The organism is Acidaminococcus fermentans DSM 20731, from assembly GCF_000025305.1.
Taxonomy (GTDB): domain Bacteria; phylum Bacillota; class Negativicutes; order Acidaminococcales; family Acidaminococcaceae; genus Acidaminococcus; species Acidaminococcus fermentans.
This window is the reverse complement of the sequence record NC_013740.1, coordinates 2,249,114-2,268,009: the sequence shown is the minus strand read 5'-3', so window position 1 is coordinate 2,268,009 and position 18,896 is coordinate 2,249,114. Positions and strand designations below refer to the sequence as shown.

Annotated in this window: 9 protein-coding genes; 7 read left to right on the top strand and 2 right to left on the bottom strand. The window is 55.6% G+C overall.

Annotated features, from left to right (window positions below):
- The first annotated feature begins 121 nt into the window (after positions 1 to 121).
- From ACFER_RS10435 to ACFER_RS10425, 3 genes are all read left to right on the top strand, one after another.
- Positions 122 to 9,148: an ESPR-type extended signal peptide-containing protein gene (locus ACFER_RS10435; protein ID WP_012939362.1), complete on the top strand. Its 9,027-nt coding sequence runs from the start codon at positions 122 to 124 to the stop codon at positions 9,146 to 9,148.
- Positions 9,149 to 9,528: 380 nt separating this feature from the next.
- Positions 9,529 to 9,822: a DUF6110 family protein gene (locus tag ACFER_RS10430; protein WP_012939361.1), complete on the top strand. Its 294-nt coding sequence runs from the start codon at positions 9,529 to 9,531 to the stop codon at positions 9,820 to 9,822.
- A 32-nt stretch (positions 9,823 to 9,854) separates the two neighbouring features.
- Entirely contained in the window at positions 9,855 to 11,969 is a 2,115-nt protein-coding gene (locus ACFER_RS10425) for a heavy metal translocating P-type ATPase (RefSeq protein WP_012939360.1), read from the top strand.
- Positions 11,970 to 12,101: 132 nt separating this feature from the next.
- Here ACFER_RS10425 and ACFER_RS10420 read toward each other — a convergent pair whose 3' ends face one another.
- Complete coding sequence (locus ACFER_RS10420) at positions 12,102 to 12,710, bottom strand: TetR/AcrR family transcriptional regulator (protein ID WP_012939359.1); 609 nt, start codon at positions 12,708 to 12,710, stop codon at positions 12,102 to 12,104.
- Positions 12,711 to 12,857: 147 nt separating this feature from the next.
- On the opposite strand from ACFER_RS10420, the gene ACFER_RS10415 reads away from it, so the two are divergent.
- The 3 genes from ACFER_RS10415 (at position 12,858) to ACFER_RS10405 (ending at position 16,854) form a co-directional block, all read left to right on the top strand.
- Complete coding sequence (locus ACFER_RS10415; RefSeq protein WP_012939358.1) at positions 12,858 to 13,841, top strand: DNA recombination protein RmuC; 984 nt, start codon at positions 12,858 to 12,860, stop codon at positions 13,839 to 13,841.
- Between the two features lie 315 nt (positions 13,842 to 14,156).
- Entirely contained in the window at positions 14,157 to 15,746 is a 1,590-nt protein-coding gene (gene serA, locus ACFER_RS10410) for a phosphoglycerate dehydrogenase (protein WP_012939357.1), read from the top strand.
- 217 nt (positions 15,747 to 15,963) lie between these two features.
- Entirely contained in the window at positions 15,964 to 16,854 is an 891-nt protein-coding gene (locus ACFER_RS10405) for an NAD(P)-dependent oxidoreductase (RefSeq protein WP_012939356.1), read from the top strand.
- Positions 16,855 to 16,996: 142 nt separating this feature from the next.
- On the opposite strand, the gene ACFER_RS10400 is transcribed toward ACFER_RS10405, so the two are convergent.
- A complete protein-coding gene (locus tag ACFER_RS10400) occupies positions 16,997 to 17,962 on the bottom strand; it encodes a LysR family transcriptional regulator (RefSeq protein WP_012939355.1) in 966 nt (321 codons plus the stop codon).
- 188 nt (positions 17,963 to 18,150) lie between these two features.
- Here ACFER_RS10400 and ACFER_RS10395 point away from each other — a divergent pair, with 188 nt between their 5' ends.
- Complete coding sequence (locus ACFER_RS10395; protein ID WP_012939354.1) at positions 18,151 to 18,852, top strand: RraA family protein; 702 nt, start codon at positions 18,151 to 18,153, stop codon at positions 18,850 to 18,852.
- The last annotated feature ends 44 nt before the right edge of the window (positions 18,853 to 18,896 follow it).

Below are 18,896 nucleotides of genomic sequence, written 5' to 3'. Positions count from 1 at the left end.
TACATATAATGAGGTCATAAAGTGTATAGAATTTTGTTTTTCCTTTTGATAAAGGAAAAACAAAATAAAGAAGTAGACTTTTCGGGGCAACAGGTTACAGTCATTCAGGAGGGAATCTGTCATGAACAAAATTTATAAAGTCATCTGGAGCCGGGTCCGGCACTGCTATGTGGTGGTGTCTGAGCTGGCCAAACGGGCTGGGAAGGAAAAGTCCAGTCATCCGGGGCTGGCGGCTCATCTGGCAGCAGGGGCTCTGTGTGTGTGCCTGCTGACCCTGGGCGGACACGGGACGCCGGCAGAAGCGGCAGGACAGCCTGCGGTATCGGCTGCTACCCAGAATCAGTATGTGGCGTTTCTGGTCACAGTGGATTCCGGCAGTGTAAAGGGCAACGACAACGGCCAGGACACCAATACCTTCAACGGAGCCACCTATCACAAAGTGACCCTTTCTGACGGCAGGACCAAATACTGGGTCCGGGAAGGCTATACCCTGACGGAGGGAACAAATGGCAAATACACTACCTTATCCCGGTCGGATAAAAAATTTGACGTGGCTTTTACCGGCAGTGGGAATCAGCCGGCTGATATCCTGTCCAATACCACTTCTGCCGTTTCTTCCACCGGTGTTTCCACCAATGTGGGGGAATCCCTGAACAAGGTTTCTGCCAGTGCCTTTGAAGGGCTGAGTCAGGCCGGTGGTACCCAGGTGCCCGGAAACTGGGATTACATCATCTACGAACCTTCCTGGGAAGGACACACCCAGGCCAATACTGCCAACCGCACCTATTACAAAGACGGCTATGCGGATATGTACAATCCCTCTGCAGGGACCAACGGCAATCCCCGGGGATTTGTGTCCGTGGGGAATGACCTGGTATGGAACGGGACCCTGAATCAGTATACCTACAAAGGGAAGGCGGTGGACACCTCCCACCTGTATGTCATAGGCGGCAAAATCGGTGTCTTTACCAGTTATGATGGATCCAAAGTCTATGAAGGCACCGTCTATGGGGCCAACAACGAAATCCTCATGACGGCTATAAAGGACGGAAAATATTACAGCTACTGGGCAGCCCCGGTGACGGACCCCAGTGCCACCATGGGCACGTACCGGGTATCGGATTACAACAAGGACCTGGATGTGCTGAAAAGCAACGATGTGGCCTTATATCACAACGATATCAAATCCGTGGATATGGCAAAAAGGGGCACGAACGCAGCGCCTGCAGCCACCATCACCGCCATGCGGAACGGGAACGGCACCCCTGAGGCCGTGGACGGAGCCATTACCGTCACCGGAGGGGGCGGCACCAACGGTCAGGATACCACAGTGACCCTGTCCAACACCACCAATGGAGCTACAGTATCCCAGGTGTTTACCACCGGTTCCAAAGTGGTGGTCAATACGGCTGCCACCGGGTCCAGTGAACTGAAAAGCCTCACCATCAACGGTCAGGAGTATGCAACGGCCCTGAAATTCGGCGGGGACAACCATGGTACCACCACCCTCACCAGAAATCTCAGCGAGGAACTGGATATCCTGGGGGGAGCCACAGGCACCCTGACGGACAATAACATCGGAGTCAATGCTTCTGACGGCACCCTGAAGGTCCAGCTGGCCAAAGATGTAGATCTTACCGTAGCAGGGTCCCTGACGGTGGGGAATACCCGGGTGGACACCAATGGGGTCACGGTTGCTCACACGGGGAGTACTCTCCAAATGGGCTATCAGAGCTTTACCTATGACTATATGAAGCCCGTTACTGAAAATGGCACGCTGAAGCTGGAATCTGCCAGAGCCAATGCAAAAGGGCTGTTTGTGACGGGCCTTTCCAACCGCACCTGGACCCCTGGAAACTATGTGACCGGCCGGGCAGCTACGGAAGACCAGCTGGAGCAGGCAGGCCGCCACTTCCTGAGCATCAAGACGGCTACTACGGATGAAGATGGCAATCCAATTACGCCAGCAGAGGAAAATACCCTGGCCAATTATTACAATGATGGCGCCACGGGCTCGGCTTCCATGGCCTTTGGCGTAGAAACTAAGGCATCTGGCGATCAATCCTTGGCCATGGGTGCCAAGAGCTCTGCTTCGGGCATGAATTCCCTGGCCATCGGCTATGGCAATGAAGCAGCCGGTACGCAATCTGTGGCCGTGGGCAATAGCACCAATGCCAGCGGCAATTTCTCCGTTGCCATGGGCCTTGGCGCGCAGGCTGGTACGAAGAATGATGATGTAGAGTCTACCGACCATGGTGCGGCTGTGGCCGTTGGTTATGGTGCAGAAGCTGCGGAAACTGGTTCAGCCGCTTATGGCTACTCGGCTATGGCAGGTGGAGTGGAATCTTCCGCCTTTGGTACCAGCGCCAATGCCGCAGCGGAAGGTGGTGTAGCCTTAGGTGCTCATTCTATTGCCAATAGAGGAAGTGGAGAACAGGGATATTTGATTCCTGATGAAGTCAAGAATATCTTGATTAAAGATGATGGCGATAAAGGCAACACGTCGGCAGATACGGATATTGATACTACCACTTGGGTAGCTACCTCTGGTGCTGTTTCTGTAGGCGGTACTGATGCGACGGGAGTCAAGATTACCCGCCAGATTACCAATGTAGCAGCAGGTTCTCAGAATTCGGATGCGGTCAACGTGGCCCAGCTCAAAGCCTTGGCAAGCCAGGGCATGAACTTCCAGGGTAATGACACGAGTACTTCTGTCCACCTCGACCAGGGCGGCACCCTCCAGATCCAGGGCAGCGGCCGCAAGAAAGACGAGGAATATTCCACCCAAAATGTGAAAGTCCTGACGGATACGGCCAATAAGCGCCTTTCCATCGCTCTGGACAAGAATCCGACGTTTGACTCTGTCATGGCCGGTACGGAAAACGGCACTTCCGGCGGACAGGCCGGCTCCATCAAGATTGTGGGAGCAGACAGCAGCAATGCAAACAAGGCCACGACCATCACGGCGGGCTATGCCGCTTTGCCGGAACTCGCCGGCACCAATGGCACGGGCCGCATCAGCTATACCGACGGGGACGGCACGGCTCATACCGTGGCTACCCTCGGCGATGGCCTCAAGCTGGCCGGAGATGCGGGAACGGGCAGCGTGGCTCTGGACAACACCCTGACGGTTTCCGGCGGCGCCACAAACCTGGCAGCGGGCAGCAATATCGGCGTTACTGCCAATGGCTCCACCTTGTCCCTGAAACTGGCCAAGGACATCACCGGCCTCGATACGGTGACGGCCGGCGGCGCCAAGCTGGGCAAGCAGACCGATGGCAATGATACCACTCGGAGCGGTGATTATCTCACCGGATTGGACAATACCACCTGGACCGTAGGGCAGACCAATTATGTATCCGGCCGGGCTGCTACGGAGGACCAGCTGAAGAGCGTGTCCGATGTGGTGAATGCCAACAAGACAAATATTGCCAATAATACCGAAACCATTGGCAGAGGTCTCAACTTCCAGGCCAATACCAAGGGAACTGATGACTCTTATAAAACGGTCAACCGGGCTTTGGGCAGCACCGTGGCCGTCCGTGCCCACGATGCTCAGGATGGGCACACCTACAAGACGGACAACCTGACCACGGAAATCGATGACAACGGCATCATCACCGTGAAGATGGACACCCAGCTTACGGCGGACAAGGTGACTGTGGGGAAGGACAATAATGCCATCACCATCAATGGGGCCGACGGCAGTCTGACTACCGGTTCTTCCACCCTGAGCGGCACAGGCCTGACCATTAATAATGGTCCCAGTGTCACCACCAGCGGCATCAGCGGCGGCAGCAAGCAGATCACTGAGGTCAAGAGCGGTGCATCCAGATATGATGATTCCAATAATCCGGTATATGGAACAGACACCAATGCCGCCAATATCGGCGATGTCAAGAATATTGCCGCAAAGATCGTAACCGTCAGCGGCGATGGGACGAATACGAAAGTCGATAAGACCACCGCTGCTGATGGAACGGTAGACTATAAGGTTTCCCTGAATGACAGCGTGACACTGGGCAGTGATGCTGCCAAGAAAATTGCCCTGGATGGCACGGCCGGAACTGTAATGGTGGGAGATAAAGTCACCCTGAATGGGAATACGGGAACGGCCGCCATCGGCGGGGCCACCCTTGGCAAGTCTGGTGCAGACACCTATCTGACCGGCCTGACCAACAAAACCTGGGACGGTACAGCTGTGAGTGGCCGTGCGGCTACGGAAGATCAGCTGAAGAGTGTGTCTGATACAGTGAATGCCGGCTGGAATGCCAAAGTGGGAGACCAGACCCTGGCGGTTACTCCTGCCAACAATACCTTCACTTTTGCAGCGGGGGATAATATCGCTCTTACACCGACTGACAGCAGCAAAACCATTACCATTGCAACCCAACCCAATGTAACCTTTACCACGGTCCGTGTGGGAAGTACGGATGGAACCGATGGTATTTACATCGGCAGCCAGCCCGGCGGCGGTGCCAACGGCAGTGCCACTTCAAACATTACCAGTATTACAGGACTCAAAAATACAGCATGGGTGACGGATCATTTTATGTCCGGCCGGGCAGCTACGGAAGATCAGCTGAATGAAGTAGCGAAAACCATCAAAGGGGAAGCCAGTGCTTCGGATATTTATGTAGAAAGTGGATCCGTTTCTTATGGCAATAATGGGGAAGGCACAGGGACTTTAGTCAGAAAAAATGACAAGACTACTGGGCAACTTACCGGGCTCCACGATTACTATGTAACCGGCGGCAGTGTCAGCACGGATGGTAAGACCCTGAATCTGACGAAAAATGGCGGTGCTGCCATTCCGGGTATTGACCTGACCAATGTGCTGAATCAGGACAGCCATCTGGTGACCGCCGACAGTGGTGAATACACGGTAGGCAGCGATGGCAAGGTAACGCTGAAGGTGAAAAATAACGTAGCGGGAAGTACTCCTACGGATGTGGTGATTTCTGGTATTGCCAGCAATGCGGCTCTGCGGCAGGGCCTGAATTTCAAGGCCAATGCTGCTGAAAAAACGGATGGCAGTGATACCTACAATGCCCAGCTGGGAGGAACTGTCAGGGTGTTGGGCGGTGCAGCAAAAGAGAAGCACACCTATAACACGGATAACATCACCACTACCATGGACAATGGCACCATCACGGTGAAGTTGGACAATGACCTGACGGCTAACAGCCTGACGGCAGGGTCCAGTACTGTTGATGGTACAGTGAGAGTAACTGGCGCTACAGGTGCCTATGTTGAGATGGACGGCAGTGACGGTTCCATTCATTTGGGCAACAACGGTGGCCGTTATTCCGCACTGTATCAGAATTATGGTGGCAAGGGCTTCTTGACGGCTGAAACATCTCCGCGTTTGGAATATGCGGTAGACAATGACCTGAACACGCGTCACACCATTGCCACCCTGGACGATGGCATGAAGTTTGCCGGTGATGATGCCAAGACCGATTCAACAAAGGTGGTCAGCAGGACACTCAACAGTACCTTGAATATCACGGGCGGGGCTGCTACTGGAAACTTGACGGACGGCAATATCGGTGTGGTGAAGAACGATGCCGGTGACGGCCTGACCATCAAGCTGAACAAAGACCTGACGAATATGGGCACCATCAGCTTTGCGCCGACTGAAACAGGTAAGCAGGGAATCAAGATTGGCTCTCAGAATGTCGGTACTTCTGGCAAAGGGACTAATGCCCAGACTGGGGATTATATCACTGGCCTGACCAATACCAAATGGAATGCCGATGATATCGTCAGCGGCCGGGCGGCTACGGAAGATCAGCTCCAGAACGTGGCCAAGTCCATTGTCAATGGCTCGGCTACGGGCGGCGGCTTTGGCCTCAGCGCCGATAATGCTGACAGCACGAATGCGACGGAGGTCAAGCAGGATCTCGGCAGTTCCATCAAGATTACTACTGGCGGTGACATCAACCTGTCCACGCAAGCAGATTCTGCCAACAAGGCCATCGTCGTTTCTCTGAATAAAGAATTGAACCTGACGAAGACGACCCTTACGGATGGGATAACTGGAGCCACTACGGTGGTAGATGGCAATGGTGTTGTCATTACGCCGAAGCAGGGGTCTGATGCGGACAAGGTAAAACTGACCACCGATGGTCTGTCCAACGGCGGCAAGCAGATTACCAATGTACAGAGCGGCCTGGATGGTACGACCTTTGAAAATGCTGCTGGGGATGTGTTGAACCATGCAGCAACCATTGGCGACCTGAAGACTGTCAGCAATGGTGTGAAGACAGACCTGACAGCTACGGGTTTGAACTTTAAAGGCAATAATGAGGATACTACGGTTCATCGGAATCTGGGCGATACCTTGATCATTCAGGGAACCGGTGCAAATGGCCGCGACTATGATGGCGGCGCCAATGTGCAGGTCCTGGCTAATAAAGATACGGGTACCCTGACCGTTCAGCTGGACCGTGACCTCAATGCGCATACCATGACGTTGGGGAAAGCAGGTGCACCAGGTGTTGATGGTGAAACCGGTATCCTCAAGATTAACGGCCAGAATAAGGACGGTAGCATCAGTCCTGTTTCCATCAAGGCGACTTATGCCGATACGACGCAGGATAACACGACGACTTTAAAGACGGCCATGTCCCGTATTACCTATGATGGCGGTAATGGTCATTCTCATACGGTGGCCACCCTGGAAGATGGTTTACAGCTCTCTGGTGATAATGGTGAAACAGCCAACACCACGCTCAATAAGAAAGTGACCATCAAAGGCGGTGTCACGAAGGATAACCTGGTGGATAACTCCACAGATCCCACGAAGAACAACAACATCGGCGTCATTGCCAGCCAGGATTCTGGCGGCAATACCACCCTTTCCCTGCAGCTGGCCAAGGATATCACCGGTCTCCATACGGTGGAAGCCGGCACGGTGGTTATGGGGAATCAGACAGTTGTGAATTCGAACCAGACGAATGAAACGGGGAACTATGTAACGGGCCTCTCCAACAAGGATTGGAATGGTACTTATGTCTCCGGCCGGGCGGCTACGGAAGACCAGCTGAAGAAGGTCAATGATTCCATTACCCGGGTCCTGGGAAGCGGGACATTTGCCATTACGGCCGGTGGCAGAGGCGAAGCCGTGGATGCCACCATCGAACAGAATCTGGGCAGTGCCATCCGGATTTTCGGGGATGCCCCTGTGACCAATGAACAGAATGACGGCTCCGGGGATTTCTGGGATCGCAGCAAGGCTAATATCCTGACCAAGGTGAAGAAAGACCATAACAACGAGGATTACGTTTCCGTAGAACTCCAGGATCATCTGGAAGTCGGTGTCCATGGGGATGGTAAAACCATCGAAGGCACAGACGGCAGCATGCAGTTCAAGGGCAAGTCTGCCAAAGAGGTGAACATCACTGGCGATACCGGGATTGCCCTGAGCGATAATGGCAATCAGGCCGCTGCCCTCCGCCAGGCTGATGGCGCAGGCTATCTGGACCTGACGGGAACCACGGCTGGAACCAGGGCTGCGGTATCCGTCTATACCGGTGCCAAGAACCTGGCCCAGCAGGACCAGACCCGTCTCACCTATACGGATCAGAGCAACACTCCCCATGATGTGGCTACCATGGATGATGGTCTGATCTTTGCCGGAGATACTGAGGACAATATAAGCCGGACTTTGAACGGCACTTTGAAGATTTACGGGGGCGTGACGGATAAAGATAGTCTGTCCACTGGTTCCAATATCGGCGTGGTGGCTTCTTCCGATGGTTTGCAGCTGAAGCTGGCCAAAGATCTCACCGGCATCGACAGCCTCACCGGGCTGACCAACACAACCCTGGATGTGGCCGGGTTTGGTGCCAGCCATCGGGCAGCCACGGAAGAACAGCTGGTCCTGATGAAAGGGAGCATCATTAATTCCCAGCAGGGCGGCGGCTTCGGGCTGACGGCGGATAAGGCCAATACCAGTGGTAAGTCGGACGTTAAACAGAATCTGGGCAGTACCATTGGCATCCATGGGGATGGCAATATCACCACTGCTGTTTCGGAAGATGGCAAGTCCATCGACATCAAGCTGAACAACCAGGTGGATCTTGGCACTGAGGGTTCTCTCAAAGCCGGCGGAGTGACCATCAACAAAGATGGTATCGACGTTGGCGGCAAGAACATCATCAAAGTGCACAGTGGTATCGTCAAGGGGGACGACAGCGACAACACCAACGCCGCCAACATCGGCGATGTGAAGAAACTGGCTGGCGATGCCGCCAAAAGGGCCGTGGACAGCCTGGGCACCCGGGACTTTACCGGGGACGACGGAGAAAAAATCTCCAAAAAACTGGGCGAATCCATGAAGCTGTCCGGCGGGGCAGATACCACGAAACTCACTGACAAGAACATCGGCGTGGTGAAAAACGCCAACGGGGAGGGCCTGGACATCAGGCTGTCTAAGGAATTGAACGGCCTCACCAGCGTTACCACCGGCAGCAGCACCCTGAACAACGAGGGTCTGACCGTCCATAGCAGTACCGGATCCGCCGGGACCACCGTAACCAGCAGCGGCATCAAAATCGCATCCGATGGGGAAGGCACGCACGCTGTGGAAGTCAGCAATGGCAATGTCTCCATGGGCGGCCAGCAAATCCATGACGTGGCTCCCGGGACCAAACCTACCGATGCGGTGAACGTGAGCCAGCTGGGCGGGGTGGTCAGCGGCGTGAGCAACGCCATCACCCGTCTGGACAGCCGGGTGGACCGGGTGGGGGCCGGTGCCTCTGCCCTGGCGGCCCTCCATCCCCTGGAATTCGATCCTGAGGACAAACTGAACTTTGCCGCGGGCTTCGGCCATTACCGGAGCGCCAATGCGGCGGCCATCGGGGCCTTCTACCAGCCGACGGAAAGCGTCCGCTTCAATGTGGGCGGCAGCTTCGGCGGCGGGGAGAACATGGTGAATGCCGGGGTGACCTTCTCCCTGGATCCCCAGCGGAGAGACCGGTTCCAGAGCCGGATTGTCCTTATGCGGACGGTCCAGCAGCTGCGCAGCGACAACGATGCCCTGCGCCAGGACAACCAGAAAGTCCACGCCCAGCTGGACGCCATGAACGACCGGCTGAACCAGCTGACGGCATTGGTGGAACAGTTGAGTGCAAGAAAATAAAGGGGTTGTCAACGGTCAGCGGCCAAAGGAAAGAACCCGTCCTTTTTGGGGGACGGGTTCTTTTTTTACGATGAATGACGAATCCTTTGCGGGCGACCGGGGCTGTCGCCCTTACGAGTGAGCCTATCCTAACTATTTATCCACTTACCCCCCAAAATCGCTATAACTGTGCTATAATATTCCATTATCCCGGTTGATACTGGAGTAAGGTACCTGAGATCTGATTTGAATGCGGCTTTGAGGACGTGGATTAGGCCGTTCCCAAAGATCGGGCGCTCTGCCCTGCTCATGTTTACACAGCTTCCTAATAGGCGAAATGCTCCGGGGAAAATTTACCATGGTTCACAGAAACTGTGAGCCGAGAAGGGAGCCATTTTACTATGGAAAAAGAAGATTGGATCAAAACGGGTTTGGTAGCTGGAGGCGCCGTACTGGGCCTTCTGGGAGAACGGGTGGTCAAATCCAAGCTGGTGAAAAAAGCTCTGGTCAAGACCACGGCTGCTGCTCTCCGTGTGCAGAAATGTGCTGCGGAAAGCTCTGCGTCCCTCCAGGCACAGGCTGATGACATCGTAGCCGCTGCCAAAGAAGAAAACCAGAAGCTGGAAGAGGCGGAAGCGGCAGAAAAAGCCAAGGAAGAAGCGGCGGCTGCCGTGATTGAAGACCAGGCCAAATAAGCTCTTTTCTTAGAGAAAGGAGCCGAAGCCTCATGAAATTTCAAATCCAACATGAAACAGCCGGCCGTCTCCGGGTCCGCTGCCTGGCCCAGGAAGGGCGGAGTGTCCGTTCCTTCAGCCTGGAACAGGGAGCGGCCATCCTGGGCGGCCTGGAACGGGTCCCCGGGATCCGGAAGGTGAAGCTGTATTCAGGAGCAGCGGGCATTGCCGTGCTGTACCGGCCCGATGATCTGGGGAAGACCCGGGAAGGGATCTTGAAGGCCCTGGCCCGGCTGAACATGAACGATCCGGACCTGCGGAAAGCCACCAAAGAAAAGGCTGGAGCCCTGATGCTGAACCGGCAGTACCGGAACCGGCTGATCACCCTGCTGGCCCGTCACTTTGCCTGCAAGTGGTTCCTGCCCCTGCCCATCCGGATGGTCTGGGGCTGGTACCATACCCTGGGCTTTATCCGGTTGGGGCTGCAATCCCTGCGCCACGGCCGGCTGGATGTGCCGGTGCTGGACGCCACGGCCATTACGGCGGCCATGCTCCAGAAGGACATCAGTACCGCCGGTTCCGTAATGCTGCTGCTGCGGGTCGGGGAACTGCTGGAAGAATGGACCTACCAGAAGTCCGTCCATGATCTGGCGGACAACATGTCCCTTCACATCGACACAGTGTGGAAAGTGGTGGACGGGTCGGAAGTGGAAGTGTCCCTGTCCGATATCCAGGCCGGGGACCTGGTCAGCGTGAAGATGGGCAGCACCATTCCTCTGGATGGGGAAGTGGCCGGGGGGGACGCCATGGTGAACCAGGCGTCCATGACCGGGGAATCCCTGCCGGTGCACAAGACGCCGGGGCTTACCGTCTATGCCGGGACCGTGGTGGAAGACGGGGAAATCACCATCCGGGTGAAAGGCGGTGCCGGTTCCAACCGGTACGACCGGATCGTCCAGATGATCCAGGATTCCGAAGCCTTCAAGTCCAACCTGGAAAGCCGGGCCAACCATCTGGCGGACAGCCTGGTGCCCTGGTGCCTGGGAGGGACCCTGCTCACCTATCTGCTGACCCGGAACCTGACCCGGGCCATGTCCATCCTGATGGTGGACTTCTCCTGTGCCCTGAAACTGTCCATGCCCCTGGCGGTGCTGTCGGCCATGCGGGAATGCAGTACCCACAAGATCACCGTCAAAGGGGGCAAATTCCTGGAAGCGGTGGCCCAGGCGGATACCATTGTCTTCGACAAGACCGGTACTCTGACCCTGGCCAAACCCAAAGTGGCAGATGTACTTTGCTTCAGTGGGTATGACCGTGCCACCGTGCTGCGCTACGCGGCCTGTCTGGAGGAACATTTCCCCCATTCGGTGGCCAACGCCATTGTGCGCCAGGCGGCGGAAGAAGGGCTGATCCACGAGGAAATGCACAGCAAAGTGGAATACATCGTGGCCCACGGGATCGCCTCCATGGTGGAGGGCAAACGGATCGTGATCGGATCCGGACACTTCATCTTCGATGATGAGAAATGTGTGATCCCGGAAGGGGAAGAAGCTCTGTATGAAAGCCGTCCGGAGGAATATTCCCATATCTACATGGCCCTGGACGGCAAACTGGTGGCCATCATCTGCATCCAGGACCCGCTCCGGCCGGAAGCGCCGGCAGTGCTCCAGGATCTGCGGAAAGCCGGATTCAAGCACCTGGTGATGATGACCGGGGACAGCGAACGGACCGCAGCCGCCGTGGCGGCCAAAATCGGCGTGGACAAGTTCTATGCGGAGGTGCTGCCGGAAGATAAGGCCCGGTTCGTGAAAGACGCCAAAGCCAGCGGCCACCGGGTGGTCATGGTGGGGGACGGCATCAACGATTCCCCGGCCCTGTCCGAAGCGGATGCCGGGGTGGCCATTGCCGAAGGGGCGGACATCGCCCGGGAGATTGCGGATATCACCATCTCCGCCCACGACCTGCGCCAGCTGGTGGTACTGAAACAGATCAGCACCCTGCTGATGAAGCGGGTGAATTTCAACTACGATTTCGTCGTGTCCTTCAATGCAGGTCTGATCGGCCTGGGGGTGATGGGGATCCTGCCTCCGGCCACAACGGCCCTGCTCCACAACGGATCGACCATAGCCATCAGTCTCCACAGCATGACGGATCTGATGGAAGCGTAAAAAAAGGGCGCTGTGAAAAAATCATCCACAGCGCCTTTATTTCGCTTGCGTCAGCTGGCTTCCATCGGCTAGTGACTAGAGACTAGTGACTAGTGACGGGGTGTGAAAAAGCATTTTTTCACACCCCCTTTTTCACGGCATCAGCGCCCTCAGGACAAATCCGATCAGCCGGTCCAGCAGCTGCTCCAGCGGCTGGTTTTCCGGATTCAGGGACAGGGGCCGGTCCTTGACCAGGAACAGCATTTCCGTAATGGCCGTCAGAATGAAGGTCACATAGGCATAATCGTCGTCCTGGACCGGGGCTTTGAGCTGCCCCTGCTCCACTGACTGGATCAGCAGGCTTTCCACGTAATTCCCCATCTGGGTCAGCTTGTGCCATGAGTCCTGATCCAGCAGTCCGGAAGGGGTCAGCAGCTCCTGGTACAGGATAATCATGTGACGCCGGGGATCCAGCTGGCTTTTCAGGATGGCGTGGAGATACTGTTTCAGCCGCTGGAGAGGCATTTTTTCTTCTTTTTCAATCCCGTCTTCCAGCTGGTGGAGCACTTCCAGCTGGCTTTCGATGATGGCCTGGTACAGGGCCTGTTTGCTGCCAAAATGGTAGGAAATCAAAGCACTGTTGCAGCCGGCCAGCCGGCCGATTTCCTTGATGGAAACATTGTGGTACCCCTTTTTGTCAAACAGTTCCGCCCCGGCATCTATCAGCCGCTGCATGGTTTCTTCCGAATTCCGTCTGTGCATAAGCCTTCCCCTCTTTGCAGTTAATTAGTTATGCGATTAATTTAATTATAGCGCAGAAATGAGAGAGGGTAAAGGTAAAAACACCTGTTCGCATATCTTCTTTTTTGCTATAATGGAATGAGAATTTTACGAAAGGCGGAAACTGTCATGGAAACCATCTTGCTGGGGGCGGTATTGTGCGCCCTCCTTGTGCTCATCGTGCTTCTGGTCCAGCTCCAGAAATCCCTGGGGGCCCAGGAAGAAATCCGGGCCCAACAGGCCCGGGAAGAGGCGGACCGGCTCCGGAACAGCCTGGATCAGAAGGTGACCCTGTCCATGAGCGTGGTCAGCGACCGGCTGGCCATGGTGAACCGGGGGCTGGGGTCCATGCAGTCCCTGGCCCAGGGTGTGGGAGACCTGAAAAAGGTCCTGACCAATGTGAAGAACCGGGGGATCTGGGGCGAAATGCAGCTGGGGAACCTGCTGGGGGATATGCTGGCTCCGGAACAGTACGGCACCAATGTGGCTATCCGTCCCCGGAGCCAGGAACGGGTGGAATTCGCCATCCGTCTTCCGGGACGTACCGGGGATGCCCCGGTATGGCTGCCCATCGATGCCAAATTCCCCCTGGAGGACTACCAGCGCCTGGTCCAGGCCCGGGAAGACGGGGATGCCGATGGGGAAACACTGGCCCTGAAACAGCTGGAAATCCGGCTGAAAAGCGAGGCAAAAGACATCCGGGACAAATACATCGCGCCTCCTTATTCCACAGATTTCGGGCTGCTGTATCTGCCCCTGGAAGGGCTTTTTGCAGAAGCGGTGTCCCGGCCGGGGCTTGTCAGTGAGCTCCAGCGGAAATACCGGGTGACCCTGGTGGGACCCACCACCCTGGCGGCGGTGGTGAACAGCCTCCAGATGGGCTTCCGGACCCTGGTGATCCAGAAACAGACCAGCCAGGTGTGGCGGCTGGTGGCCCAGATCAACACGGACCTGGGGGCTTTCCAGACGGCAGTGGAACGGGCGGAAAAGAAGCTGGCGGAAGCCCAGTCCGCCATGGAGTCCGTGGGAGACCGTACGCGGATTCTGAAAAAGCACCTGGACCGGGCGGAAAAATTTACGAAAACTCTTGACAATACAGGGGAGAATGAGTAAAATCGTAAGCAAGTGCTTGATGTACCTAAATAGATATACCGAAAAAAGTGTCCATGAAGGAACCAAGTACACAAGGCCTTTTCTTTCAGAGAGCTGCTGGCTGTGGGAAGCAGCGGAAGACCCTGTGGAATCCACTCCTGAGACGGTGGGGGCAGCAACCCACCCGGCCAAGCCGTTACCCTGGAAATGAGGCTGCAGTGCAGCGAAATAAGGTGGCACCACGTGAGAGGTTCTCCCGTCCTTGACATACCCGTTTAGGGGGTCAGGCACGGGAGTTTTTATTTTATCCCTACAGGGAACAAGGAGAGAAAAAACATGGACAAGAAAAAAGTCATCGTGGTGGAACGGATTTCTGACAAAGGCGTGGAAATGCTGAAAGCCCAGCCGGATCTGGAAGTAACTGTAAAATTCGACATTCCCCGGGAAGAGCTGCTGAAAATTGTGGGGGATTATGATGCCATCATCGTCCGCAGCGTAACCAAAGTCAACGAAGAATTCTACCAGGCCGCCAGGAACCTGAAAGTGGTGGGCCGCGCCGGCAACGGGGTGGACAACATCGATATCGAAGGGGCCACCAAACGGGGGATCATTGTGGTGAACACCCCGGAAGCCAATGTGATTTCCGCTGCCGAACACACCATCGGCCTGATGCTGGCTTCCTGCCGGAACACGGTGAAAGCCCAGAAAATGATCGAAAGCCGGGTGTGGGACCGGAAGAACCTGAAGGGCGTGGAACTGTACCACAAGACTCTGGGCATCATCGGCCTGGGCCGGATCGGTACCCTGGTGACTAAACGGATGCAGGCTTTTGAAATGAAAGTCATCGCCTACGATCCCTATATCCCTGATTCCCGGTTCAAACGGCTGGGAGTGGAAAAATGCGAAACCCTGGATGATCTGCTGGCCAAGGCCGATGTGATCACCATCCATACTCCCAAGACCGAAGAAACCATCAACATGATCGGCAAGGAAGAACTGAAGAAATGCAAGAAGGGCGTCCGGCTGGTGAACTGTGCCCGGGGCGGCCTGTACAACGAACAGGCTGTGGCCGATGCCATCAAGGAAGGCCAGGTGGCCAGCATTGGTCTGGATGTGCTGGTGGATGAACCCAAACCCATTTCTCCCCTGATCGGGCTGGAACAGTGCGTGCTGACACCTCACCTGGGCGCGGATACCGTGGAAGCCCAGGACAAGGTGGGCATTTCCATTGCCCAGGAAGTGGTGAATGTGCTCAACGGCCAGATGGTGCCCAATGCGGTAAACCTGCCGGCTCTCCATCCTCAGGAACTGGAAGGGATGATGGGCTACCTGCAGCTGGGTGAATGCCTGGGCAAACTGTACTACCAGATGGAAAAAGACCCGGTGGACAAGGTGGAAGTGGTCTACGAAGGGCCGGCCGCCAACCTGGAAACCACCCTGATCACCCGGAGCATCCTGAAGGGCCTGTTCGATCCCATCCTGAAGGAACGGGTGAACATGGTCAACGCCGAACTGGCTGCGGAAACCCGGGGTGTAGCCGTGGTGGAAGGCAAGATGAACGGGGAAGAACGGATGAACCGGGTTTCCGTGAAGATTTCCAGCGGGAACAAGACCTTTACCGCTGCCGGTATGGTGGCTCCCGACGAAACCCCGCATATTACGGAAGTCCAGGGCTATCACTATGACCTGGTGCCGGAACACTACATGATCCTGGCCAAGAACGACGACAAGCCCGGGATGATCGGCCAGATGGGGACCCTCTTGGGAGCGGCCCATGTGAATATCGCCAACATGCAGGTGGCCCGGAAGCCCAAGACCGGCAACGCCATGATGATCATGACCGTGGACAGCCCGGTGGAAAAAGCCACCCTGCAGATGATCGCCGGCCTGGACGGTATCCAGAGCGCGGATTTCGTAACGCTGTAAAGAGAACGGCTGCCCTGAGCAGCCGTTCTGTCACTAGTCACTGGAAGAAGGAAGGCAGCCGGTCTCCGGCTGCCTTTTGTTTTTTTGCTGCTGGAACATTCACAAAGAAAATTTGTCAATATTTCAAACTATAACTGTTTTACTTTGTTGGTAAAATCCCGTATCATACAATTGCAAAGAGAAAACAAGAGAATCTGTGATTCGGGAGGATATGGATATGAATATTGGATTTATCGGTTTCGGCGAAGCGGCATTCAACATTGCACAAGGGTTGTATGGGGAAGGCATCCGGGGCATCAAGGCCCACGACGCCATGCAGAACCATGAAGTCATGGGGAAACTGGTCCACAAACGGGCGGAAGAAGCCCATGTTACCCTGGTGGACGATTCCAGGGACCTGGTGGACTGGGCGGATGTGGTTTTTGCCGCGGTTCCCTCCACCTTCACCATGGGGGTCTGTGACGAAATCAAAGACCATCTGCGGAAAGGCCAGCTGTATGTGGATGTAAGCGCTTCCACCCCGGCCACCAAACAGGCCATCTGGGAAAAGATCAAAGACACTGGCGTCCTGTTCACCGACGGGGCCATGCTGGGATCCCTGCCCAAAAAGAAACACCAGGTGCCCATCACCGCCAGCGGCAACGGGGCCGCTGCCTTCAAGGAAACCATGGCACCCTACCATATGGACATCACCCTGGCCGGGGAAAAAGCCGGTTCCGCTTCCGCCATCAAACTGGTGCGCAGCATTTTCATGAAGGGGATTGCCAGCCTGATGATCGAAATGCTGGAAGGGGCCCATGCCTATGGAGTGGCCGAAGAAGTGGTGAATTCCCTGTCCAAATCCCTGGACGGCACGCCCTTTGTGTCCCATCTGAACCGTCTGGTCACCGGTACCGGTGTCCATGCCAAACGGAGAGGCCATGAACTGGAAGGGTCCATCGACCTGCTGAAGGATGCCGGGGTGGAACCACTGATGACCGTAGCCGCTAAAGCATCCCATGAAATGCTGGTGCCTTTTGATTTTGCGGAGAAGTTCGTGGATGCTGCTCCTACCCAATGGGAACAGATCGTAGATCCTCTATTGGAAGAAGCAAAGAAGAGAAAATGATATGGAAGAAGGCGCTGTGAAAAAATCATCCACAGCGCCTTTATTTCGCTTGCGTCAGCTGGCTTCCATCGGCTAGAGACTAGACTAGAGACTAGTGACTAGTGACGGGGTGTGAAAAAGCATTTTTTCACACCCCCTTTCCTTATTCCCTAATCCTGGTGAGATCCAGGGCGTCGATTTGGCTGTAATATTCCCGGAGCAGCTGGATGAAGTACTGGGTGTACTGGGGGTGGTAGCGGTTTTCGTAGTAGGCCAGGTACAGGTCGTGGCTCACCGGGTGCCGTTTGTAGAGCACCGGGAACACGTTCACATCCTCCGCCAGATTCTGCTGGAGCTTGTACAGGGGCATGGTGGTGGAAAAGGCGGCACAGAGCCCCTGGGAGGCCAGGGCCCCGCCCATCCGCATGTAACTGGTGGACAGGTACACCCGGGGGATCACCCCGGCTTCTTCGAAGCAGTTGGCGATCAGGGTACCCAGTTTGTTGGGGGGTGTGATCAGCAGGAAGGGCAGTTTGGCAAAATCCTCCAGCTGGGCTCCCCGGCGGGACTGCTCCTTGATGGCCTGGGCCGCCGGGCCGTAGTACTGTTCCAGCAGCCGGTCGGAAACCAGCAGGTACAACTGGTTGGACAACAGCAGGGTGCTGGACAGACCGGGAAGATTTTCGTTCCGCACGGACAGGATCACATCCAGTTCCCCCTGGTCCAGTTTGGCCATCAGATGGCCGGAAGTGTCATCCGTAAGCTGGAGGGACACCTGGGGGTATCTCTGGGAAAAGGTGGGCAGGATGCTGGGGAGCATGTAGTTGTACCGGACGAAGCTGGCTCCGAACCGGATGACCCCGCTGGATTCGTCGATCAGGTCCGAAAGCACCTCCTTGAATTCCCGTTCCTGGGTCAGGATGCTGCTGGAAAAATGCAGCAGGGCCAGGCCGGCGGGAGTCAGGGACAGCCGGGGCTTCCGGTAGAACAGGGCCGTGCCGCAGTACCGTTCCAGCCGGGCTATGTGGTTGGACAGGGTCTGCTGGGACAGGTACAGCCGTTTGGCCGTCTGGGTCATGTTCAGGTCCTTGGTCAGTTCGGCAAAATAGTGGAGACTTTCCAGATCCATGAAGATTCCTCCTTTGCACAGGCATGGATTATGCTACAAAAATAATTTGTTATATATCCAAATTATAACTGTTTTACTTTGTTGTCGCAAGGATTTATGATACAGGTGTCAAAAGGAAATGACAGAAAAACCGAAATAACCTGTCATGGAAAAAAACATTCAAGATATACTTTGAGGAGGAATTGATTATGTCTATTGGAAACCGTATTTTCCTGAAAAAACCGGAAGCTCCCCAGGAACTGCTGGATGCCTTCAGCACCATTCCCGCCGCCAACATTTCTGACACCATGGGCCGTCTGGTGGGGATGCATCCCCGGATCAAACTCCAGAGCGCTCCCAAGAACCCCATCAACGTGGGCCGCGCCCTCACCATCAAGACCCGCAGCGGGGACAACCTGATGCTCCACAAAGCCCTGAACATGGCCAAACCTGGCGACGTGATCATCCTTTCCAATGACGGCGGCGAAAGCTACCGGTCCCTGATCGGAGAAATTATGTTCACCTACCTGGCTTCCCGGGGCGCTGCCGGCATCATCATCGATGGGCCCATCCGGGATATCGATGCCGTCCGGAAAATGGAAATGCCGATTTATGCAACGGGAACCAACCCGGCCGGCCCGTATAAAGAAGGACCCGGGGAAATCAACGTGCCCATCTCCTGCGGCGGCATCAGCATCAACCCGGGGGATATCATCGTAATGGATGAAGACGGTGTCATCGTGATCCCTCTCCAGGAAGCGGAAACCGTGCTGAAGAATGCCCGGGCTTTCCAGGAAAAAGACGAAGCCAAGCTGTTGGCCGCCCAGGAAGGCAGAGCCAAACGGGAATGGGTGGATGCCCTGATCGAAAAGAAAGAAGTGGAGATCCTGGACAAGGCCTGGAACGAATAAGAAACAGCAGGACAAACCCTCTACCCCTCATGAGAAGGACGGAA